Below are 21,501 nucleotides of genomic sequence, written 5' to 3' on the forward strand. Positions count from 1 at the left end.
TTCTTGTGATGATCAATGGAGTTAATATGCAATTCATCGACCTTGGGGCGCAGCGTGCGCGTATTGAAGATAAAATTAATTCTGCAATTGCGCATGTAGTCGCTAGTGGTAAGTATATTTTGGGGCCAAAAGTAACAGAATTTGAAGAGAAATTGGCAGAATATCTTGGCGTTAAACATGTGATTGCATGTGCTAATGGAACAGATGCTTTGAAGATGCCTCTTATGGCTAAAAATATTGGTCCAGGCGATGCTGTTTTTTGTCCTAGTTTTACATTTTCAGCAACGGCTGAAGTGGTTGCTTTGGTGGGGGCTAAACCTGTTTTTGTTGATGTTTTACCTGATACATTCAATATTGATGTTGAAAAACTTTCTCACGCTATCGAAATGGTAAAAAAAGAGGGACGTCTAAAGCCAAAAGCTATTATTGCCGTTGATTTATTTGGACTTTCTGCTGATTATGTGCAAATTGCTCAAGTGGCTGCAAAGGAAAATCTTTTTGTAATTGAAGATGCTGCTCAATCTATGGGGGGGAGAAGCGGTAATACTATGTGTGGTGCTTTTGGTGATGTGGCTGCTACAAGTTTTTATCCTGCAAAACCATTAGGATGTTATGGCGATGGAGGCGCTATGATGACCAATGATGATCATTTTGCAGAACTTTTACGCTCTATTTTGTTTCATGGTAAAGGTGAAACGCAATATGACAATGTACGTATTGGTATGAATTCGCGCCTAGATAGCATTCAGGCTGCAATTTTACTAGAAAAGTTTGCGATTTTTGAAGATGAAATGGAAAAGCGTGTGGAAATTGCTCAACGCTATTCCAATGGCTTAAGAGATATTGTTACAGTTCCAGAAATAGGAGAAAATATTCGTTCTGCTTATGCACAATATACGATTAAGGTAAAAGAACGGGATAAATTAAAAGATTTTTTACAAAAAAATTCTATCCCTACAATGATTTATTATAAAACTCCTTTACATCAACAGCCAGCTTATAAACACTTCCCTTATGTAAAAGATTCCCTTTCTGTTTCAGAGTCTTTAGGAGAGTGTGTCTTAAGTTTACCAATGCATCCTTACTTGACACAAACGGATCAGGATATGATTATCAAAAAAATAAGAGATTTTTATCACTCTTGAGAGCGTGTTTTTATCCTTAAAATTATGGTCAAAGCTCTATTGGTGATCCATCTTAGAAGGTATTTTTTGTTAAAGTGTGTGGCCAATATTTTGGTATTATTTCCTTTCTAGGACCTATGAAATGTTGTCCTTTAGAGCGGTGATATGATTAGAAAGTGAAGCTTCTAGACAAGAAGATATTTTTTAACAGAACGGTATGGGCTAAGAAACTTTGTCCTTTAGCTTAGCAAAAAAGTCACGTTTAGTAAAAAGGATTTGGGTTATGAAAGTTACAATGAACCTTTGTTGATTTTACTCTTCATTTAAGGTGTTTTAAAAGATAACTTATTTAACAGGGCTTTTGGAGAGAAAAGTTATTTTTTGGCGAATACGTGATGCTAGGTCATTTTTGCTTTTGGATTTTTGAATCAATGTGTTGATGGGTGATGTATTCCCCTCTTGTAGCGCTATTTGAGCTGCCAATGTTGCTGCAAGTTCTTTTGTTTCTTCTCGGAGTTCTTCTAGCAATTGGTGGTTAGCGGTCGTGTCCAGCTCATGAGTTTGGATTTTTTGTAAGCGTTGCTGATAGTGTGCGACTTTTTCACGCATCATTTGTCTTTCCTTTGGAAGTGTGTAGTGTGGCGATATTTTGTTTGATTGCTATCGCTTCTTTGGTGAGAGTATCTTTTGTGGGGAGGCATAGCCGATAAAATTGTTCTGTTACTTGGCTCAGTTGTATTTTTTGTTGGACATATTTTTTTTGCAAAAATTCGTACTTTTGTTGGTTGTTTGCTAATTCTACAGCATGTTGTGCACGAAGAAAATCGTGATTTGCTTCTATTTCCGCGAGTGATAATGGCATTTTCGCACAAACATCTTTATACGCAAAATGAACGGCTTTACGCCAAATAAAAGGAGATAAAAGCACCAGTAACCAAGAAGTGAAAGCAACTCCAAGTATAAAAAAAAGAAATGATTGAATAAGCATAATACCCCTTTTCAAATAAGAAACCGTTTAAAACGGATTCCATGTCGGTCTATGTGTTAATTTTAAATATCCTATATTGATACCAAGGCGTGCGCCGACTCCTGTACGTATTGGGATTAACAAGGTATTATGGTATTTTAGGACATGAAAACCAACACCTGCAATTAAATAGGCCGAACCTGAAATACCACCATAGCGTCTCCATAAATTATTTATGCCATTAAGATTGTAAACTAAGATCATTAAACGGGAGCCTTGGCCGCCAAAATCCCATCCTACTGAGGGACCTTGCCAAAAAACTTTATGTTGACCATAGCTTTTGGTAAAAACCATTCCTTCGCCATAGGTTAATCCAGCAAAAAAGGCACCAGAAGCTTCTTCTCCTAAAATATAGGCATTGGGATAACCGTATTTTGAAAAAATATTTTGAATTGCAACAGCCAGACCACTGGCTGTTTTTCCAAAAAAAATATGACCAGAATCAATAATTTCTTGGAGTGAATAATGAGGTTCGTTTTGCTCTATTGGTTTTAGTCGAGCTTGTGTAGTGTTTATGGTGATGAATAAAAGGAAGATTAAAGATATAATATTTTTGTACCAGTATTTGAGCAGAGAGAGAGCCATGGAGTTTTCTCCTTTTATTAGTGATAAACAAAAAGATAATATTAGAATTTTCATTCTATTCAAATAAAAAATAAGATATAAGGTTATTTAAATTCTTGAATTTATTTCTGAATTTTTTAGCATGATTGTTAATGTTTCCTATTATGCATCAGATGTTAAGAGTTTTTCTTTAAAATAAATTTTGTTTTTTTGAATCTAGGAGTTTTCAATCATTATGACATTAGATATTTCTTTGAAGCCTATGGATCTTGCTGCTTTGCTTTGTAGTCGTATTTGCCATGATTTGATTTCACCTGTGGGGGCTATTCAAAATGCAATGGAGCTTTATGATGAAGGAGGAGCTGAAGAAGATGCTTTACAATTGGTGCGTTTATCCGTTGCGAGTGCTGCTGCACGTCTACAATTTGCGCGATTGGCTTTTGGTTTTGCTGGTGCAAGTGGAGGACAAATAGATACACGGGCTGCGGAGCAGGTTGCTCAACAATATATGAAAGAAGAAAAAGCAACTTTAAAATGGCAAGCTTCTTCTTTATTGTTAGAAAAAGATGAAGTTAAACTTTTGCTTAATTTATTATTGATTGCAAACGCAACAGTTTCTCGTGGTGGTGAAATTGTTGTTATGATTTTGCAAGAAGAAAATAAACGTTCTTTTCGATTTGAGGTTTTCGGTAGAACTCTCCGTATACCCCCTCATTTTCTTGCGTTATTTCGTGGAGAAGTTCAAGAAGAGCTTATTGATGCACATGTCATCCAATTTTATTACACAATGTTACTTGCTCAGATGACAGAGATGAAAATAAATATTGATGAAAGTGATGGTTGTATTGTTTTAGAAAGTGTAAAAAAGCTTTGAATAAGAGAGAAGCGCTTAAGCTGTGTTGGGAAAAGTGGCTTCGATTGAACTTATGAGCGATAAGGTTATATGTGTAAATTGGGTGTGGTTACTTCTTAAGCTTTAAGCGCTTTCTATATGAGATTTTTAGTGCGCGAGTTCTCTACTTTTAATAGAGAAAAGATCTCGGGAAAAAATCTCGGCCCGCTACACTCCGAGATTTTACAATGTGCATGTTCACTGCTTAAGCGGTTTTTCGTACGTTCTCTTCAACTGGATCACGTAATACATAACCACGTCCCCAAACTGTATCAATGTAATTTACACTGGAAGAGACTGCTTCCAATTTTTTCCGCAATTTACAAATAAAAACATCGATAATCTTTAGTTCTGGTTCATCCATTCCACCATAGAGATGATTGAGAAACATTTCCTTGGTAAGGGTGGTACCTTTGCGTAAAGAGAGAAGCTCTAACATTTGGTATTCTTTACCGGTTAAGTGAACAGGGCGCCCTGCAACTTCGACAGTTTTTGTGTCAAGGTTAACGGTGAGATCTCCGGTAACAATAACCGATTGTGCATGTCCTTTTGAACGACGAACAACTGCATGGATACGTGCAATGAGCTCATCCTTATGAAAAGGCTTCGTCATATAGTCGTCTGCTCCAAAGCCAAAACCACGAACCTTGTCTTCAATGGCATTCATACCAGAAAGGATTAGGACAGGAGTTTTTATTTTTGCCAACCTTAGAGTCCGCAAGACATCATACCCTGACATGTCAGGCAAATTCAGATCAAGCAAAATGATATCATAATCATAGAGTTTTCCTAAATCGATACCTTCTTCACCCAGATCAGTGATATAAACATTAAAGTTTGCCGACTTTAACATCAACTCAATGCTTTGAGTAACTGCTCTATCATCTTCAATTAATAATACGCGCATTTTAGATCCCTCACTTTGCTCCTTCACGAATCATAAGGAGCATTTCTATTTTATATCAGTTAGCAAAACCACTGTTATAAAAACAATTCATTAAATCAAACACTTATAAAAAAGCGTTTATGAACATTTCAGTAGTACGCGTAACAATCACTACTAAATTCCCCACTATCCATGATAGTGGTTAACAAAATATTTTTATTTTTGAAAGAGGCTACAAAATTATTTTAGAAAAATCTTATATTTTTTAACATAATAAAAAAGGAGGGCTTTTTCTATAAACTTTAACTTAAAAAAATTTGTAAAAGAGCTTTATAAATTACTTTTTTACAATTTCAGTGTTTATTTACTGAGCTTTAAACCTCTTCAGTTTATAATGGGGGGAAAAGTTAAAGAAATAGTTATTGCTCTTTAAAGCAGATTGTATTTTCAGATGCTTTAATGCAAGGCAAAAATTATTATAATTTCAAGTTAAGAGACTGTTTTTGTCGGATAGATATATAACTAAAAGATATTTATTGGGTGTGAATACGAGTTTTGAGTTGGCGCAATCAAGGAGTAGTGAGTATGAAGCCACGAGAAAATATGGTGCGATTGAGGATGTTTCAAGTGCGTGGAAAGCGCCGTGAAATTGCACAGCTTGAGATGATGATCGCAGAATTTGAACGAATGGTGTTAGAGTTGGAAGCACAGATTACTCATGAAGAACGTAAATCTGGAAACAATGATGTTCACCATTTTGCTTATTCTGCTTTTGCGCGTGCAGCGCGGCAAAGACGTGATAATCTGATCAATTCAATTCGTGATTTAGAACTTCAAAAAACAAATGCTGAAATTGCTCTCCATGAAGCTAATACAGAGCTGCAACGTGCACAGCTTTTGGAAGCACGAGAAAAGAAGATTGCTGCGGATGATAAGGATATTTTGATTCAATCTAATTCAATGGTTGGCTAATTTAATGGCTGGATGATAAAAGCAATTATTGAAAAATCCATTCTTTTAGGTTTATCTTTTGGATATAGTATAAAATAGCCAAACTTCTATCAAGTTTGGCTGTTTTATAGATTGCTTTATGTTATTAATCAATGGCAACTTAATGCCTATAGTGTTGAATCTTGGTCGTTCGTAATCCCGCTAAACCGTGTTCATCGATTAAACTTTGCCATGAAAGAAATTCTTCTACAGTCAAAGTATAACGGTGGCATGCTTCGTCAAGACTTAACAATCCACCTCTGACAGCCGCAACAACTTCAGCTTTGCGACGAATCACCCAGCGCCGTGTTGTTTGCGGCGGTAGGTCGGCAATTGTAAGCGGACTTCCATCTGGCCCAATAACATATTTCATTTGTGTTTTTATCAAGTTGCTCATTCGTATCCTCTACCTTTAGTCAAGGACTTGATTCGTTTATAGAGCATGAAATTTAAAAAAGAGCTAAAAGCGCTGAAAGAAAATTAATAAAGTGATTGGGTATGTAAAAAGAAGCTCAAGTTGAAGTGTGTAGAAGAGATTCTTGCAATATTTTACCGGATTTTTCAAAAGAGAAAAAAGGTTTTCTAAAAGGATTTCTCCTAAACGATTACCATTATGCCTTATTTCCATCATTCTTTTTTTGTTTGCAGCAGCTTTTAAGAAAGTAATGCCTATGGTTGTGGAAAGGATAAAAAAATAATATAAAGACAATCAATCGTGTAAAAGTGCTAAAGAGCGTGCATCAGAATGTCAACATATGGCTAGCCATTAAACAGAGCATTAAATAGAGAATGAATACATGTTTTTAAACAGTCTTGATTTACCAGGACAACCTGAGGATTCTCGCATTGTTGTTGCAATGTCGGGGGGGGTTGATTCATCGGTTGTTGCAGGTCTTTTGAAAAAGGAAGGGTATAATGTTATTGGCATTACGTTGCAGCTTTATGATCATGGGGAAGCAACGCATCGGGTGGGGGCGTGTTGTGCAGGACAAGATATTGAGGATGCACGCCGCGTTGCAGAAACATTAGGAATACCGCATTATGTTCTTGATTATGAAAAGCGCTTTCGCGAAGCTGTTATTGATCCTTTTGCAGAAAGTTATGCTCATGGAGAGACCCCAGTACCATGTATTGCATGTAATCAAACGGTTAAGTTTGCTGATTTATTAGCAACCGCACGCGAATTGGGGGCGGATGCTTTGGCTACGGGACATTATATTCGTTCGCGTTCCAACGGAGCGCATCGAGCACTCTTTCGTCCTCTCGATAATGATCGTGATCAGAGTTATTTTCTCTTTGCAACGACACAAGAACAGATTGATTATTTGCGTTTTCCACTTGGTGACCTTCCAAAAGCCCGCGTTCGTGAAATGGCAGCAGAAATGGGCTTTGTGGTTGCCAATAAGCATGATAGTCAGGATATTTGTTTTGTTCCACAAGGAAAATATTCAGATGTTATCGCAAAACTGCGTCCAGAAGCAGCTAATCCTGGCGTTATTGTCCATATTGATGGAAAGATTTTAGGTAAACATTCGGGAATTGTTAATTATACGGTTGGTCAACGTCGTGGTATTGGGGTGTCAACGGGTGAAGCGCTTTATGTAGTTTATCTCGATGTGGAAAATGCACGTGTTATTGTTGGACCGCGTGAAATGTTAGAAACGCATAAGCTTTTTTTACGTGATGTGAATTGGCTTGGTGATGAGTCGTTAGATAATTTCCCTTCTCAAGGTATTGAGGTGGCTGTAAAGGTGCGTTCAACGCGTCCTCCTCACCTTGCGCGCTTACATTATAAAGAAGGTATTTTTTCTGTTGATTTATTGGAATGTGAAAATGGTGTGGCACCAGGGCAAGCTTGCGTTCTTTATGATGGAAATGGTCATGAGGCGCGTATTCTTGGGGGAGGATTTGTAACACATTCAGAACGTGCAGCTGATACTGAAATGATGTTGAAGCGCGTTTTATGCAATCTCGAAACAAAAGATCCTGTTTCCTCAGAACTAAAAACAACAGCTTTATAAAGCATAGTAGATTGATTTATAATGATATTTTTTAATCTTAAACTTGAATGAGAGACTTCCGGAAGATTTTCTCATTGAAAGTTTGTTTTATGATTGAATCCATCAAAATTATATCTTCTGCACGTCATAAGCGGGGTTAGGGGGTGGAAAGTGATGAAAAAAATGTAAAAATGTTTTTTATCAATGCTTTCAAAGGCTAGGGAACGGCAATATTATTGGAGACTGGTAGATAACATACAACATTAGGTATGTTCTATAACTTGAAGTGTTATCATCTTTAGTGGTCAAAGTTGGTAAAATGAGCAAGTGCAATACCTGAGGCTGTGGCAACATTAAGGCTGTCAAAACCGTCAGTCATGGGAATACGTAAGGTGTTTGATTGTTTTAGTATGTGGAGTGGTAAGCCATCGCCTTCTGTTCCAAAAATAAGTGCTATTCTTTTGCTTTTGTTGGCTTGTTTGAGAGTGTGTGAGGCAGAAGGGGAGAGTGCATAAAGATGAAAGTTTTCATCGTTTAGAGCAGCTATAATGTCATCTATATCAGCGTTTTGCGTATAGGGTACTTTTAAAGCAGCGCCGGCAGAAACTCTTATTGATTTGCGATAAAGTGGATCGCATGAGGTTTTGTCGACAATAATGCCATTACTGGCAAAGGCTGCTGCATTACGAAAAATTGATCCCATATTATCGTGATTCGAGATACCACATAAAACAAGAATCAAAGCTTTTTCTGGAAGATATTGTAAAAAACTTTGTAAGGATGGCAGTATTTTGCGTTTACCAATACCCAGAACACCACGATGAACATGGAAGCCGGTGATATTATCCATAACTTTTTGTGGAACGCAATAAATGGGACATAGGGGCTGTGTTTTTTCTAAAAGCGGTAGAAGTCCAGAGAGACGGTTTGCTACGATGAGCAGTGAGATGGCAGAAAACTCTTTCGAATGTAGTAATGCGGACAATGTTACTTTGCCTTCAGCAATAAATTGATGTTGCCGTCCAACAAGATCTTTTTCACGGATATTATGATAGGCTTTTAGGCGTGGATCATCTGTTTCATTGATTGTTATGATATTCAAATGCATGCGAGATTTTTAGTGCTTTTTTCTTATGATTTCCAGATGTTAGAATTTGTTTTATTTAAAAAGAAGAGATAAAAAAATATTTTTTAAAACTTATGGTAGAATTTGTATTGACAATATGCAACCATAGGTATAATGTAAAAATACTGATACGGAATCATATATTTTTTCTCGTATCGGGTGCAGTGTCTTGGGTCCCCGCTATTTCCCAAGTTCTGTATGCCCTTAGTTTTTAAGGGAAAAGAATCTGGGTCCCCAATGCCCAGATTCTTTTTTTTGAGGGTAATCATTGTTCTTCTTTTTATATCTAAATTTTTCAGTAAATCATATTTTAAAATCCTGTTGACCTGTAAAGTTACCGTAGAGTGCTAAGATATTTTTTCTAAGGTGCAAAGATGGCTTATAGATGGGTTATAATGCACATCATAAGACTGAAAAATAATGCATGATCATGATAGATTTGAGCAAAAACAAGTTTTTCGTTTATGAGAAGTGAGATGGCTTTAAGTTATTCAGAAAACGATTAATAATGAAGGTTATGTGTTTGATTGCTCTTGGGAAAGCTCTTTTTTCTATTATTTTCTCTCTTCTTTATTTATTGGTGCTGTTCGTGTAACTGAGCAGTTTTTACGATAATAATGGTGAGCTGAGGCGTTTATTGTATGATGAAGCTTCTGTAATATTGAGGAAAGATCGTCGTTATGCCAAAAGTATAATGATATGGTTGAAAATATTAATTCCCTATTTCGTGAAGAAAAGGATGAGGTTCATGGATGTAAAAATCAATATACAAAGCTTAACTTTATACTCTATTTTTATTGCGTGTATTGTTTTTGCTTTGAAATATTGGGCATATCACATCACAGATTCGGTTGCACTTTATTCTGATGCATTGGAATCAATCGTTAATATTCTTGCGTCATTGGCAGCATGGTGGGCTGTTAAAGTGAGTATGAAGCCAGCAGATCATGATCATCCCTTTGGGCATCATAAAGCGGAATATTTTTCCGCAATTCTTGAAGGGGTACTCATTATTATTGCGGCAATTGTTATTTTAAGAGAAGCATGGATAGCTCTTTCTACCGTTAAATTGTTGCAGAAACCTGGAATATGGCTTGTTATTCATCTTATTGCAACTGTCATAAACTGTATGTGGGGAATGGTTCTTATTGGGCAGGGAAAACTCCATCGCTCACCGGCTCTTAAAGCTGATGGAGTACATTTTATAACTGATGTTTTTACGTCGCTTGCAATTTTAATTGGTTTGATTGCCGGTTTTGTCGGAGGATGGGGAGCTTTAGATCCAATTTTAGCGATAATCGTTGCCGTTAATATTCTCTTACAGGGCTGGAAGGTGATTAGAAATGCTGTTCAGGGATTAATGGATGTTGGCGTTGAATTGAATGAAAGCATGCGGATTCGTGAGCTGATTTCTGCAAATGCATCGGGTGCGCTTGAGGTCCATGATTTGCGGACGCGTGTTGCTGGGAGGGTTACTTTTATAGAGTTTCATTTGGTTGTGCCTGCTATAATGCAGGTAGGAGAAGCACATAAAATTTGTGATAAAATCGAAGCTGTTCTTCAAAAAGAATTTGATAATGTGCGTATTTCTATTCATGTCGAGCCTGAAGATGAGGCAAAATTGCCTCCTGGTACAACGGTGATCCCTTTTATATAAAAAGATTTTTTCAAATGGGTTGTCATGTTACGAACATTAATTTTTTACGGTGTGGCAACTCATATCTCTTGAAAATACGATGATGCTCTTTTGTTGATTGTATTTTTGCATCAATAAAGGGGAAGATTAAACAGAGTCTCTTAAGGCAAGATTTATTTCGTACACTGTCATTTAAGGTGTGGTGAGATAAGACCTATAAAATTTGATCTCTTAAGCATTTTTTGAGTGCGCGGTCAATGCCGAGCAGTAAGGCTTGCTGGTGGCGTTTAATTGAATTACATGAAATGGTTATCCGCTGAAATTGGCTTAAGAAGATGTATTGTTTACGGGGCTGTCAAGAATAGATCTCTTGGTTTTGAGGGCGAGAGGAAATAGAGCTTAATTATAAATTTTATATAAAATACTTTGTGAGACAATAATCATAACATACCTTATTTTACTTATGCTTGCAAAAAAATATTTTTTATATTCATAAAGATTAGAATGGCGGTGGTCTATAGATAATTCTTAGCTCGAGCATATGAAAAGAAAGTATGATACAAGAAATAACAGAGTTTTGCTTGCCTTCAGCCTTCAGTCAGTAAAGGTAATTATAACCGCCATTCTTCAAATATGATTTTATCCGTGTAGATTATACAAAGTTAGACGTTTATCTGAATAGCTTCAGTATATCTATTAAGAATAGAAAAGCTATTTCATATCGCTATGATGTTATTCAAGGGCTCTTAAAACGACGATTCCTGGTGTTTTTGCAACATAATCCATAAAAGGGGTATCGACGACTTTTTCATTTTCTTTGTGTGAAGGAGCATGTCGTAACATCGGCCCTTTATCTGTCATGATAAAGAAACTCACATGTGTTACATCCAATCCAGCAAGTTTTGCATAAATACCAATGAAATCCCCTGATTTTAAACGGCTTATAACCTCTTCATTAATAAAGTTACTTGGAATATACGTTATTGTGCGTTTCACAACTGGAAGTCCAGGAAGATAGCTTTCACCATCAGCTTTTTTGTTGAGATATTTTTCTATTTTTACCGCATGGGGACTTATTTCAGCGGTAATATCAGTGGCGAGTTTATATTCTCTATAAGCCCAATCCGTAAAAAAATGTTTCCGATTTAAAAAATCAACATTACCGTTAATATAACGCGTTTTTATGACGTTATTTATGAATTCTGTTTGGGATGTTGATTTGCGCAATGCTTCAACATAATCCATACAAGTGAAGTTATCTAAGCTTCTAAAATCAATAATCAGTTTTTCTGGTGTATTTTCTGAGCCATGTAACATATTAGCTTTGTAAGGTGTTCCTAAAAAAGCTTCAGAAAGAAAGTCAATCACGGCTCCTTTTTCGTGATCATTTATTTCTGAACGCTTTTTGAGAAGAGCATTTAATTTATTTAAAGTATAGGGATCTAGCTCTACGCTGGTTGTTTGTTGTGTTTCTATTTTATTTTCTATCCCCCCCTCTTGTGAATAAGAATTTTGGACATCACGTCCTATCACTAGCATTAAAGTGAGAATTAATAGGGATATTTTTTGCATTTTACACACCATTTTTAAATTTAACAATTCACGGACAACACGTACTAAAAGAACTGTTTTCTCATGCTTATTAGATTTTAATGTAGTAATAACATATAATATTGATTGATTCAATAAATATAATCAGTTTTTACAGTATTAATATATTTTACGATGATTATTAAATATTTAAATTATTATATGGCATTGATTTATCTAATAGAGTTGATGTTTTAAAAATTAGCAGTATGATAAGTTGTAATAATGTATTATAAAATTATTTTGATATTCTATGTTTTACGAGGAATTGTTTAATGATTTATTCTCATAAGTATTTTTTTAAATTAATATAAAATATATTTTTTATATTTTGATAATGATATATCAAGTAAAAAATAATTTTATATTTTTATCTTGACTCTTTTTGTAATTTTTAATTTGTTATTATTTCATATATGAAAATTATACAGCATAGAATACTTTTAAAAGGAAAAGGGAGTTAAAAGAGAGCGGGGGAGTCATTGTATGCGTAAAATAGTGTGTATGTTATGCAAGACCAAATGCTCAATCCGAAATTTGTTCAGCGTGGGCTCATTTTAGTGTTCATCACTTTATTGTTAGATATTCTTTGTATTGCGATCATTTGTCCTGTTTTGCCTGAATATTTTTCTCAATTAACTGGAAAAGAGGTCAGTACATCTTTTGTAGAAAGAGGAAAATTACTTGCAGCTTATTCAGTGATGCAGTTTTTGTTTGCTCCTGTTATTGGCAATCTCTCTGATCGTTATGGTCGTCGTCCTATTTTGCTTCTCTCTATTATTTGCTTTGCTCTTGATAATCTCATATGTGCTATAGCATGGAGCTATTCTATGTTATTTATCGGGCGTCTTTTGTCAGGGATAAGTGGCGCTAGTTTTGCAACTTGTACAGCTTATCTTGCGGATATATCTGATGATAAAACCCGTACACGCAATTTTGGTCTGTTAGGCATTGCATCCGCATTGGGGGTTATTTTAGGATCGTTTATTGGTGGTTTTTTAGGTCAGTTTGGTCCGCGTATTCCGTTTTATTTTGCTGTTGGTGTTTCACTCATTAATTTTATTTTTTCTTGGGTTATGCTTCCAGAAACCCTTTCTTTATGGAATAGGCGCTTTTTTGATATTAAGCGGGCAAATCCCTTAGGTGCTTTTTGGCATCTGAAACAATACCCGATGGTTCTTTGGGTGTTATTGGTCTTTTTTCTTTATTGGTTTGCGGAATCTGTATGGTTAAGCATTTGGGCTTTCATTGCAAAAGAACGCTATGATTGGAGTTCTTTTTCTATTGGACTCTCCTATAGTGTTTTTGGGATAGGCCAATTTATTGTAGTCGCTCTCATTTTGCCTTATTTTTCTAAACGATGGAGTGATTGGCATATTGTTATAGTAGGGCTTTTGTTTGCCTCTGTTGCTATGCTGGGTTATACATTTGCGACGCAGGGGTGGATGGTTTATATGGTTTGTGTGTGTACTATGCTTGAGTATCTTGTTCATGCACCTATACGTGCTATTGCTTCAGCGCAGGTACCGACAAATGTACAAGGAGAACTGCAAGGAGCGATGACATCTGTTATTTCGTTGAGTTTAACATTTGGTTCTGTTTTTTATGTGTTTCTTTTTGAATGTTTTACAGATAAAAATGCACTGTTTTATTTTTCTGGTGCTCCTTTTGTTGGAGGCTTTTTTCTTCTTGTTGTTGCGACAGTTATTTTTGTCTTGCGGGTACGTTAATTTGTTGAGAGGGGCTGGTACGTACTATTTTGCTAGAGAATGCACAAGATAAACAAAATGTATCATTTTATAGGCAGAAAGTTTTTTGTGATATTTGTTTCACAAAGTGTTGTATAGAATATCGATATATCCTTCTCATTTAGTGAAAATAATTTTTTTATTTTGTGATATTGTTTGTATAGGGGAGACCGTATTTTTTCTATTGCTTGCAAATTAATATCCAGTGCTAATGTAGCAGCATATTGAAAAAAAAGATTAAAACGTATCTGAGTTAGATGTATCAGTATTGTATGAACAATTCCAAATTTTATATGGCAAATTGGAAGTAAAATATTGCTTATATTTGTTGGCATCATTTCTGGAATCGAAAGAAAACCTCATTTTGGAAGAATATAAAGTTGTAAAATTGAAAAGATGTTTTCTGTTTTGCGATTACTTTTTTATTCGACTTTACAGTTTTCAAAACCATCTACGGCAATATCTTTTAAAAAGTAGAGATTTGTTGCACTGTCTTACACTTTAATTTTTTTATTCTTTAGGAGGGATTATGTTTCTCATGCACAATAGAATGCTTAAAATTATATTGTGAATCAAATGCTTATTTGAATATTAGGCACTTTACTCTTTTTAAAAATGGTTTTTATCGACCCACTTATCTTGCTTGGGGGGAGAAGCCAATGATTTTGATGGATACGACCTTAAGAGGAGAGGAATGAGAAAAATTTAAGCTATTCAGAGCGCTCTTTTTAGTTTCAGAATGATCAATAAGAATATTTATTCAATAAGTTGTAGGTATAAAAATAATATAATTGTGCGTAGGAAGATGATATAATTTAAAGGAGAGAAGCTAAAAGGTGAGGCTTTTTATTTTAAGATATTTTTTTATAATTCATAATGAGATCACTAAAATGCTGAAAGAGGTAGTGGCTATCTTGTGGTCCCGGAGAAGCTTCAGGGTGATATTGAACAGAAAAAACAGGTTTTCCAATGATTCGAATACCACAGTTTGAGCCATCAAAGAGAGAAATATGTGTTTCTTGAACATGTTGTGGTAAAGAGGAAGAATCTACGGCAAAACCGTGATTCATCGATACAATCTCAACTTTTCCAGTGTTAAGGTCTTTAACTGGGTGGTTGGCACCATGATGTCCTTGGTGCATTTTCACGGTCTTTGCACCAACCGTAAGAGCGAGAAGTTGATGACCAAGACATATTCCAAAAATTGGTAAATTATAATCAATTAATGTTTTGATTGTTGGAATGGCATATTGAGCCGTAGCTGCGGGGTCTCCTGGTCCATTAGAAAGAAAAACGCCATCAGGGTTCATTGCCAGAATTTCTTTTGCAGTTGTGTGGGCAGGCACAACAGTAATGCGGGCTTTTTGTGTTGCCATAAGGCGAAGAATATTACGTTTAATACCGTAGTCAATTGCAATGATATGAAGATTGTGCACATTGTTTGTACCGTATCCTTTATTCCAACTCCATGGTTTTTCATCCCATTGCATTGATGATTGAGATGTCACATCTTTCGTAAGGTCAAGATTGACAAGACCTTGCCATTTTTGCGCACGTTTCTTTAAAGAAGGAATATCAAAATTTCCATTAGCATCATGTGCAATGACAGCATTTTGTGCACCTTTTTCACGAATAAGAATTGTGAGTGCACGTGTATCAATACCACAAAGTGCAATAATTTTACGCGTTTTAAGCCATTGATGAAGATTTTCATTGGATCGATAATTTGAGGGATGTGTAATGTCTGCTTTGAAAATAGCGCCAACAGCACCATGACAATTGAGAGGAGAGAGATCTTCAATATCTTCGCTATTTGCCCCTACATTTCCTATATGAGGAAAAGTAAAATTAACGATTTGTTGTGTGTATGACGGGTCTGTGAGGATTTCTTCATAGCCTGTGATGGCGGTGTTAAAACACACTTCAGCTTCAGCTATACCTGTAGCACCTGCTCCTTTGCCTTCAATAACGGTTCCATCTGCTAAGACTAAGAGGGCTGTCGGTTTTTTGATACTCCAAGGGTGGCTGGGTGAAGTCGCTTGTATCATAGTATGTATCCACAATTTATTCTCTGAAAGGTATAATGATCAACTTTACACAAAAATCATACCTTTAGCAGATGCTGTGTATATTATTCTGGTAACGTTTCGCTTGAAGTAGGCAGTATAAGTACATTCCATGAAGAGGTAAAGTCTTGTTTTAGCTTTTCGAAGATCGAGTCCTTAATTATTTTTTATTCTCCATTGCAAGATGGATAAAGATTGGTTAAAAGGCATCTTCTTCTTGAACAAAAATTGGATAAATTTATGTTGCGTAACCAGATTGATGGGGCTCTTAGGGCTGCTTTGAAAGCGCAAGATAGTGCGCGTCTTGCTACACTTCGTTTAATGAATGCTGCAGTTAGGGATCGTGATATTCTTTATTATGATGAAGGGAAGCTAGAAGTGGATGATCAGCAGATACAGTCTGTTTTCACTAAAATGCTTAAACAGCGTGAAGAATTGATGCGAGCCTATAAAGAGTCTGGTTGCTTGGAATTGGCAGAGAGAGGACAAGCAGAAATAGAAGTTATTCGTGAATTTCTTCCCTATCAACTTAAGGAGATGGAAGTAGAACAGGTTCTTTGTGAAGCTTTGGCACAAACAAAGGCAGAAAAATTACGCGATATCGGTAAGGTGATGGCATGGCTTAAGGAACGGTATGCGGGGCAAATGAATTTTTCTAAAGTGTGCAATAGTCTTCGTAAGAAATTGCAATAGATCTTGTTAATTCAAGGGGATTGGAAAATGTTTTTTATTGTGCGTCGCCTTTGTAAATCAGTAGGATGTTGATAAATGTCATTTATCTTGTACTTACATACTATTATCAAAAAAATAACTTTTTGATATCAACTAAACTTTTTGGGCTCTCATAGAGCAATGAAATATCTTTTATGTATTATATTTTTCTGTTCTTCAAAGCTGTTAGACCATTAAAAAACAAAAAGATTATAGAGTTTTTACTTTTTTAAAAAGATCTATTGTCAGCACTGTTAAAAATTTTAAAACAGAATGATTAAGCTAATTGATACAGATTTCCAATTTTGGGGAGTGTATTATTGTCTTTTTTGCTGTTTCAAAGCATTTGTTTGATAAAGAGTTACCGTATTTTAGAGTAGTGATTATTCAGCAAGAAATTTAAATATAGATGGTTTTATCAATATGGTGTGTATCTTTTTAATTCAAGTGCTGGTTTTAATGATAAGAAAATCAGAATTTTAGAACGTTTTTTCTAGGGAAGAGATTTTTTAAGCTGAGTTGATGAAATAAAAGGATATTTTGAAAAGAAATCTTTGTTTTTAATGTGTTCTTGAGATAATTTTGAAATTCTTTTCTCTGATTAAATCCCTTATAAGCTATATGAAATCTATAAGTTATGCAGAATAAAATGAGTAACCTCTATTTGTGGGGATACAGTGGTGAATCTGTTAAAAATAGTTCAGTTAGCAACAATGGCTTACCCGTTAACCGCAAACGGGAACGGCGTGCCCATAGCGCACCTTGTTGACCAATATGAATGTAATCGCGGGTTAATTTGTCATTGTTAAATAAATAATGTCCTAGAGGTACAGTTCCCAAATGCATCAAGGCTTGATTGTGTAGGAGGGTTTCTTGTGGAATTACAGTGCGTCCAAGGAGCCAAGGTTTATTATCTCCCATTAATATGATTTCGCGTAGCCAATAACGCGCATTTTCGGGGAGATGCTCTGCTTCTTCTGTTAATTTATCTTGCGTAATAAAACATTCGCGTTGTGGTTGAACTTGGAGGCAGGTACAATATTTCTTTAATCGAAGCGTCATCGAGCCCGATTCCATGAGCCAATCGCGAACGTTTTCTGGTATTGGAGGATTTTGATCAGAGAACCACGTTAGAGGCGGTAAGATGGAATCTTCAAGATCAGACATCGCTTTACTCCACAGCTAAAGTCTTATTCCATATGTTATGTTGGGTTAAATAGATAGCTCTATTGTAATACAAGGAGTATAAAAGCAGCAAGATTTTAACAGGAAGATATCAAAGGGAAAATCGAAAGCAAAGGTCTTTAAAAGAAGATATGCAGGAAGTATATATTATAGGATTTTTTCATTTAAAAAAGCAAAATAAAGTATTATGTTTTGTTCAAAGCGCTTTCACAATGCATTACGGAAATTTCTTTATCGCATGAGAGCAATGGGAAAAATGTTTCGTGCTTTAAAATTCGTTTGTAACGCATATAAAGAAGAGCTAAAAATTCATCTATGCAAGATGATATAAAGAGGAAATTTTAAGAGGAACAAAACTTTATTTTATACTTTAGAAAGTGAAGAGATATTCAAATCTTTTGAATTGAGATGTAAAGGAGATCGTATTCTTTATAATAAAGAAGTTTATATTAATGCATATATTTTTGCAAACTCTAAAATATATTATATTATTAAAATTTTGAAATATTACATCACATAATTTGTATTAATTTTATAATAAATTTGCATTAATATTATTAATTTTTACTTATATATTTTATTATTAAAAATAAATTTAAAAAAACACATTATAATTTAATTTTTATATTTATTTTAGATACTATTTTCTTTCATAGATTAGAAAAAAATATTTATCATTTTATTCTTGCCGTCTCTCTTTATTTCTTAAGAATGTAAAAAAGCGCTTCGAGTTTTTCGGTAAAAAGGGTATTGTTGATAGAGTGTATAGGTGTTAAGCATTATACGGTAAAATCTTTAATCATCGTTAGTGATTTTTGTAACCTTATGAATTGTTATTACAGTGAGATATGCTGGATTTGCGCACGTGGTACAAAAATCAGTTCGTATTTTGTTAAAATAACGCAACATATCTCTCCTCTGATATGCGTAAGTTTATATAGGTATGAAATGGTGCGTTATAAAGTTCTTTACTGCATTTGGTTTTATAATACGGTGATGGTGTATGCCTAAAATCACAGCTTAAGCATCTCACCATCATATCAAAATTGGTAACAACAAGTTACAGGGGAATATTTTAAACTCTGCTCGTTGTTTCCTAGTTTTGTATTGAATCCCAAAAGGTGTAAAAAATAAATACTCTATGATCGAATTTTTTGTCCTATCCATATAAGAATACAGGCTCCTATAAAACCTGAAATAAGATAGCCAAGCCAACCAGCAAAACTTACACCTAAAAGACTAAAAAGAAAGCTTGCTAGTGCAGCGCCAATAATCCCTAAGATAATATTTAACAATATTCCTGTTTGGCTTTTCATAATATACTGTGCTGCCCAACCTGCAATCCCGCCGATAATAATAGCAGCAATCCAACCGATGTTTGCATTTTCCATGATACCCTCCTTTGCCTGAATTTAAATTGTAACTAGAGTAAACTTTGTAAAAATCAAGGTTTATTCCTTTTTTAACCAGTGGAAAGGATATTTCTTTTAGATATTTTACTTATTACTTTCCTTTATATAAAAATAATATTCACATTTATATCATAATAATACTTAATAAGTATAAATATACAACATATTTTAATTTATAAATAAATTAATTATTTGATAAATATGAATAAAAGAAGAAAATATTAGTAGAAATGTTCTAAGAACTCATAAAGTGTATTTATAAGCTTTTTAAATCTCTCTCTTAAATTAAAAAAACAATTGTGATTAAAGCAATAAGTAAAATGGATATTTAAAAGTTTGGAGCTTGCCAATTGATATCAATGATGTTTGAAATGAAAACTGTTTCGTTGATACGTTATAGCATGGCTGTATAGGTTGAACCTCTACCAATCTTGATATAAATGTTGCATTTTTGTGGGGTTTTGTATTTCTTATAGAGTATTTCTGTTTCGCTGCTACTGTGAAGCGGTTCCCTTTTTACAAGGCGGGTTTAGGTTGGAACTATCATACTCTTGACCTACTCTTTATGTGTTTAACAGTCTTGGCTTTGAGATGGTTAGGCATTTTTACATCTTTCTTCAAGAGTTCTATTCTACATGCTGCTTTGTTTGTAATGTGCAAGCAAATGACTTTGAGCAAATCATCATGAATAGATTTTAAATGAAAGAAACTTACGATGAAGAAAGCTCATTTAAATTGTCGAATAATAAGATATTATTGATTAGATCAATATCTTGACCATATTCAAAATTGAATAATCGATGTGATGTGTGTTTTATTCAAGTTATTTGAAAAGTTTAAGTTTTTTCTGCTTGTTCTTCAGCAGGGTTGCGTAGACGAGAACTTTGAAGAAGTCCCTGTTCTTCTAAAATGGGGTAGATCATTGAGGTCAAAAGAGAGTTGATTTGTTTAAGGTCGCGCACAGTGTCGAGATGAAGACTGGATGATTCTACATTTTTGAGATCCCCTTCACGCAGACGTTTAAAATGTTTTAAACTCATCTCTTTTTCTAAGTTTCGTAGCTGATCTTTTTTTTGTACCAATAGGTGTGCAGTGTGTGTATCACGTGAGACGAGAACGTTAAATGCTATATGCGCGTTGGCTAGTACAATGGCGTGGAAACGAAGGAGGTCATTCCAGCCCTCGCTGCTGAACTGTAAACCTTTTTGTTGTTTCTTTTTAACCAGCATCAACATATTATGAATAATGATATCCCCTGCTTGGTCTAATTTTATACAGGCGCCTAGAAGTTCTTGCGTTTGAAGAGCTTCTTCGTCAGATAATTTTTGTCCCGCTAATCGGGCAAGATAAAGTTTGATGGCGATATGTTTTTTGTCCAATATGGTGTTGAGTTGGTTGAGTTCACGAATAATATTGGGATCAGGCTTTTCATAAAGTCCCATAATTTTTTCTAGCATGATGTCTACAAGATCACAAATATGAATGACTTCACGCATGACATTCGAGAGGGCGAGAGTTGGGCGATCAAGAACACTGTCATCAAGAGCTGTTTGATCGGATAAATTGAGTGTTTTGTCGGCTTGCATTTTTTTTGCACTTATATTCACGATCTGAGTGGTTAATTTTAAAACCCATTTTGAAAGAGGTATTCCAGCAAGGAGAATGAAAACATTAAAAATGATATGGGCGTTGATCACTTGAGTAGGGGCGTTATTGCCAAGCCATGTGATGGGAGGGTGAAAGGAGAGAAATAAGATAAGTATAAGGATTGACCCTGCCCCACGCATGAGTAAATTTCCTAAGGGAACGAGGCGGGTATTAGGAGAGGCGTTGCGCGTTAAAAGTGGTGCTATAAGAGAAGAGCCAAAGTTGACACCAAGAACCATGACAACACAGAGTTGCGTATGGATAAGATCGTAGTTGGCAAAATTGACTAGCAAAATGATTCCTGCAATGGATGAATGTAAGAGGTAGGTTAAGCCAGCAGCCAACAAAAAAGTGGAAATAGGATCGGTTGAAAGATAACGAATGATGCTAGGTAAAATTTCGCTTTCACGTAAAGGTTCTGTCGCGGTACTTATCATCTCTAAAGATAAAATCAAAAGACCAATACCGATGACAATACGTCCTATTTGACGCCATTCACGTTTTTCTGTTGTCATGAAGATACAAGTGCCAATTAAAAGACACAAGGGTACAACAAGAGTGAGGTCATAGGTGAGAATTTTTACAACGATTGCTGATCCTAATTCTCCTCCACGTACAGCCATAAGTCCTGCTACTCCAGAGACAAAACCAGATTCAACGAAAGAGCCAACGAGGAGTGTTATTGCTGTAGAGCTTTGTAAAATCATTGCTGTAAAAAGCCCAAAACTTACGGCAAACAATGGTTTTGAAACGACGTGGCACATTTTATATTTAAGTCTGTCACCATAGGCGCGTTCAACTCCTGTGCGCACCATGCGTGTGGCCCAGAGAAGTAAAGAAATAGCGCCGGCAAGATGAAGGAGTACCAATGAACCATTCATGATACTTTATTCTTTC

General features: G+C 35.3%; 18 protein-coding genes. 7 read left to right on the forward strand and 11 right to left on the reverse strand.

The genetic code is table 11. The annotated features are described in order from the left end of the window. Window positions 1-26 precede the first annotated feature (26 nt). Window positions 27-1,145 carry a DegT/DnrJ/EryC1/StrS family aminotransferase gene (locus tag ACFINM_RS05075; RefSeq protein WP_375611954.1) on the forward strand — a complete coding sequence of 373 codons (1,119 nt, stop codon included), beginning with the start codon at window positions 27-29 and terminating at the stop codon, window positions 1,143-1,145. A 324-nt stretch (window positions 1,146-1,469) separates the two neighbouring features. On the opposite strand, the gene ACFINM_RS05080 is transcribed toward ACFINM_RS05075, so the two are convergent. Genes ACFINM_RS05080 through ACFINM_RS05090 form a run of 3 tightly spaced genes read right to left on the reverse strand, consistent with a single transcriptional unit; the run spans window position 1,470 to window position 2,736 of the window. Continuing rightward, complete coding sequence (locus tag ACFINM_RS05080) at window positions 1,470-1,736, reverse strand: hypothetical protein (protein ID WP_375611955.1); 267 nt, start codon at window positions 1,734-1,736, stop codon at window positions 1,470-1,472. Continuing rightward, complete coding sequence (locus ACFINM_RS05085) at window positions 1,726-2,112, reverse strand: hypothetical protein (RefSeq protein ID WP_375611956.1); 387 nt, start codon at window positions 2,110-2,112, stop codon at window positions 1,726-1,728. The genes ACFINM_RS05080 and ACFINM_RS05085 overlap by 11 nt, the downstream gene beginning before the upstream one ends. 27 nt (window positions 2,113-2,139) lie before the next feature. Further along, window positions 2,140-2,736 carry a DUF1134 domain-containing protein gene (locus ACFINM_RS05090; RefSeq protein WP_375613340.1) on the reverse strand — a complete coding sequence of 199 codons (597 nt, stop codon included), beginning with the start codon at window positions 2,734-2,736 and terminating at the stop codon, window positions 2,140-2,142. A 214-nt stretch (window positions 2,737-2,950) separates the two neighbouring features. Between ACFINM_RS05090 and chpT the strand changes: the two genes are divergently transcribed. Continuing rightward, window positions 2,951-3,589, forward strand: a complete 639-nt coding sequence (gene chpT / locus ACFINM_RS05095; RefSeq protein WP_375621390.1) for a histidine phosphotransferase ChpT — start codon at window positions 2,951-2,953, stop codon at window positions 3,587-3,589. A 223-nt stretch (window positions 3,590-3,812) separates the two neighbouring features. On the opposite strand, the gene ctrA is transcribed toward chpT, so the two are convergent. Further along, on the reverse strand, window positions 3,813-4,514 hold the full coding sequence (ctrA, locus tag ACFINM_RS05100; protein ID WP_273790819.1) for a response regulator transcription factor CtrA: 702 nt from the start codon (window positions 4,512-4,514) through the stop codon (window positions 3,813-3,815). Window positions 4,515-5,078: 564 nt separating this feature from the next. Between ctrA and ACFINM_RS05105 the strand changes: the two genes are divergently transcribed. Continuing rightward, window positions 5,079-5,465, forward strand: coding sequence for a flagellar export protein FliJ (locus tag ACFINM_RS05105; RefSeq protein WP_375606932.1), 387 nt, complete (start codon window positions 5,079-5,081; stop codon window positions 5,463-5,465). Window positions 5,466-5,604: 139 nt separating this feature from the next. Here the strand turns inward: ACFINM_RS05105 and ACFINM_RS05110 are convergent, their stop codons facing one another. Then, a complete protein-coding gene (locus ACFINM_RS05110) occupies window positions 5,605-5,880 on the reverse strand; it encodes a DUF1153 domain-containing protein (RefSeq protein WP_273790817.1) in 276 nt (91 codons plus the stop codon). 400 nt (window positions 5,881-6,280) lie between these two features. Here ACFINM_RS05110 and mnmA point away from each other — a divergent pair, with 400 nt between their 5' ends. After that, on the forward strand, window positions 6,281-7,504 hold the full coding sequence (gene mnmA, locus ACFINM_RS05115; RefSeq protein ID WP_375621388.1) for a tRNA 2-thiouridine(34) synthase MnmA: 1,224 nt from the start codon (window positions 6,281-6,283) through the stop codon (window positions 7,502-7,504). A 277-nt stretch (window positions 7,505-7,781) separates the two neighbouring features. On the opposite strand, the gene ACFINM_RS05120 is transcribed toward mnmA, so the two are convergent. Then, the gene (locus ACFINM_RS05120; RefSeq protein WP_375611960.1) at window positions 7,782-8,591 is read right to left on the reverse strand and encodes a TrmH family RNA methyltransferase; all 810 of its coding nucleotides are present in this window, start codon (window positions 8,589-8,591) and stop codon (window positions 7,782-7,784) included. 766 nt (window positions 8,592-9,357) lie between these two features. Between ACFINM_RS05120 and ACFINM_RS05125 the strand changes: the two genes are divergently transcribed. Then, on the forward strand, window positions 9,358-10,266 hold the full coding sequence (locus ACFINM_RS05125; protein WP_375621387.1) for a cation diffusion facilitator family transporter: 909 nt from the start codon (window positions 9,358-9,360) through the stop codon (window positions 10,264-10,266). A 711-nt stretch (window positions 10,267-10,977) separates the two neighbouring features. Here ACFINM_RS05125 and ACFINM_RS05130 read toward each other — a convergent pair. Continuing rightward, entirely contained in the window at window positions 10,978-11,817 is an 840-nt protein-coding gene (locus ACFINM_RS05130) for a DUF1460 domain-containing protein (RefSeq protein WP_375611962.1), read from the reverse strand. Window positions 11,818-12,344: 527 nt separating this feature from the next. On the opposite strand from ACFINM_RS05130, the gene ACFINM_RS05135 reads away from it, so the two are divergent. After that, window positions 12,345-13,565: an MFS transporter gene (locus tag ACFINM_RS05135; RefSeq protein WP_375629975.1), complete on the forward strand. Its 1,221-nt coding sequence runs from the start codon at window positions 12,345-12,347 to the stop codon at window positions 13,563-13,565. An 869-nt stretch (window positions 13,566-14,434) separates the two neighbouring features. On the opposite strand, the gene carA is transcribed toward ACFINM_RS05135, so the two are convergent. Continuing rightward, on the reverse strand, window positions 14,435-15,631 hold the full coding sequence (carA, locus tag ACFINM_RS05140; protein ID WP_375640830.1) for a glutamine-hydrolyzing carbamoyl-phosphate synthase small subunit: 1,197 nt from the start codon (window positions 15,629-15,631) through the stop codon (window positions 14,435-14,437). A gap of 213 nt (window positions 15,632-15,844) precedes the next feature. Between carA and ACFINM_RS05145 the strand changes: the two genes are divergently transcribed. Beyond that, a complete protein-coding gene (locus ACFINM_RS05145; protein ID WP_375640831.1) occupies window positions 15,845-16,342 on the forward strand; it encodes a GatB/YqeY domain-containing protein in 498 nt (165 codons plus the stop codon). Window positions 16,343-17,020: 678 nt separating this feature from the next. Here ACFINM_RS05145 and ubiC read toward each other — a convergent pair. The 3 genes from ubiC to ACFINM_RS05160 all read right to left on the reverse strand — a co-directional run bounded on the left by ubiC (window position 17,021) and on the right by ACFINM_RS05160 (window position 21,485). After that, entirely contained in the window at window positions 17,021-17,527 is a 507-nt protein-coding gene (gene ubiC / locus ACFINM_RS05150) for a chorismate lyase (RefSeq protein ID WP_375640832.1), read from the reverse strand. Window positions 17,528-18,684: 1,157 nt separating this feature from the next. Beyond that, window positions 18,685-18,936 (reverse strand): GlsB/YeaQ/YmgE family stress response membrane protein, encoded by a 252-nt coding sequence (locus ACFINM_RS05155; RefSeq protein ID WP_375611967.1) that lies wholly within the window; start codon window positions 18,934-18,936, stop codon window positions 18,685-18,687. Window positions 18,937-19,793: 857 nt separating this feature from the next. Further along, window positions 19,794-21,485, reverse strand: a complete 1,692-nt coding sequence (locus ACFINM_RS05160; protein WP_375621382.1) for a Na/Pi cotransporter family protein — start codon at window positions 21,483-21,485, stop codon at window positions 19,794-19,796. Window positions 21,486-21,501: the final 16 nt, after the last annotated feature.

This window comes from Bartonella sp. AA168HLJHH, assembly GCF_042197365.1.
GTDB lineage: Bacteria > Pseudomonadota > Alphaproteobacteria > Rhizobiales > Rhizobiaceae > Bartonella.

Bases quoted from the DNA above. Each gene is read 5' to 3' on its own strand.
- ACFINM_RS05075 (WP_375611954.1), top strand. From the start codon at position 27: ATGCAATTCATCGACCTTGGGGCGCAGCGTGCGCGTATTGAAGATAAA.
- ACFINM_RS05080 (WP_375611955.1), bottom strand. From the start codon at position 1,736: ATGATGCGTGAAAAAGTCGCACACTATCAGCAACGCTTACAAAAAATC.
- ACFINM_RS05085 (WP_375611956.1), bottom strand. From the start codon at position 2,112: ATGCTTATTCAATCATTTCTTTTTTTTATACTTGGAGTTGCTTTCACT.
- ACFINM_RS05090 (WP_375613340.1), bottom strand. From the start codon at position 2,736: ATGGCTCTCTCTCTGCTCAAATACTGGTACAAAAATATTATATCTTTA.
- chpT (WP_375621390.1), top strand. From the start codon at position 2,951: ATGACATTAGATATTTCTTTGAAGCCTATGGATCTTGCTGCTTTGCTT.
- ctrA (WP_273790819.1), bottom strand. From the start codon at position 4,514: ATGCGCGTATTATTAATTGAAGATGATAGAGCAGTTACTCAAAGCATT.
- ACFINM_RS05105 (WP_375606932.1), top strand. From the start codon at position 5,079: ATGAAGCCACGAGAAAATATGGTGCGATTGAGGATGTTTCAAGTGCGT.
- ACFINM_RS05110 (WP_273790817.1), bottom strand. From the start codon at position 5,880: ATGAGCAACTTGATAAAAACACAAATGAAATATGTTATTGGGCCAGAT.
- mnmA (WP_375621388.1), top strand. From the start codon at position 6,281: ATGTTTTTAAACAGTCTTGATTTACCAGGACAACCTGAGGATTCTCGC.
- ACFINM_RS05120 (WP_375611960.1), bottom strand. From the start codon at position 8,591: ATGCATTTGAATATCATAACAATCAATGAAACAGATGATCCACGCCTA.
- ACFINM_RS05125 (WP_375621387.1), top strand. From the start codon at position 9,358: ATGGATGTAAAAATCAATATACAAAGCTTAACTTTATACTCTATTTTT.
- ACFINM_RS05130 (WP_375611962.1), bottom strand. From the start codon at position 11,817: ATGCAAAAAATATCCCTATTAATTCTCACTTTAATGCTAGTGATAGGA.
- ACFINM_RS05135 (WP_375629975.1), top strand. From the start codon at position 12,345: ATGCAAGACCAAATGCTCAATCCGAAATTTGTTCAGCGTGGGCTCATT.
- carA (WP_375640830.1), bottom strand. From the start codon at position 15,631: ATGATACAAGCGACTTCACCCAGCCACCCTTGGAGTATCAAAAAACCG.
- ubiC (WP_375640832.1), bottom strand. From the start codon at position 17,527: ATGTCTGATCTTGAAGATTCCATCTTACCGCCTCTAACGTGGTTCTCT.
- ACFINM_RS05155 (WP_375611967.1), bottom strand. From the start codon at position 18,936: ATGGAAAATGCAAACATCGGTTGGATTGCTGCTATTATTATCGGCGGG.
- ACFINM_RS05160 (WP_375621382.1), bottom strand. From the start codon at position 21,485: ATGAATGGTTCATTGGTACTCCTTCATCTTGCCGGCGCTATTTCTTTA.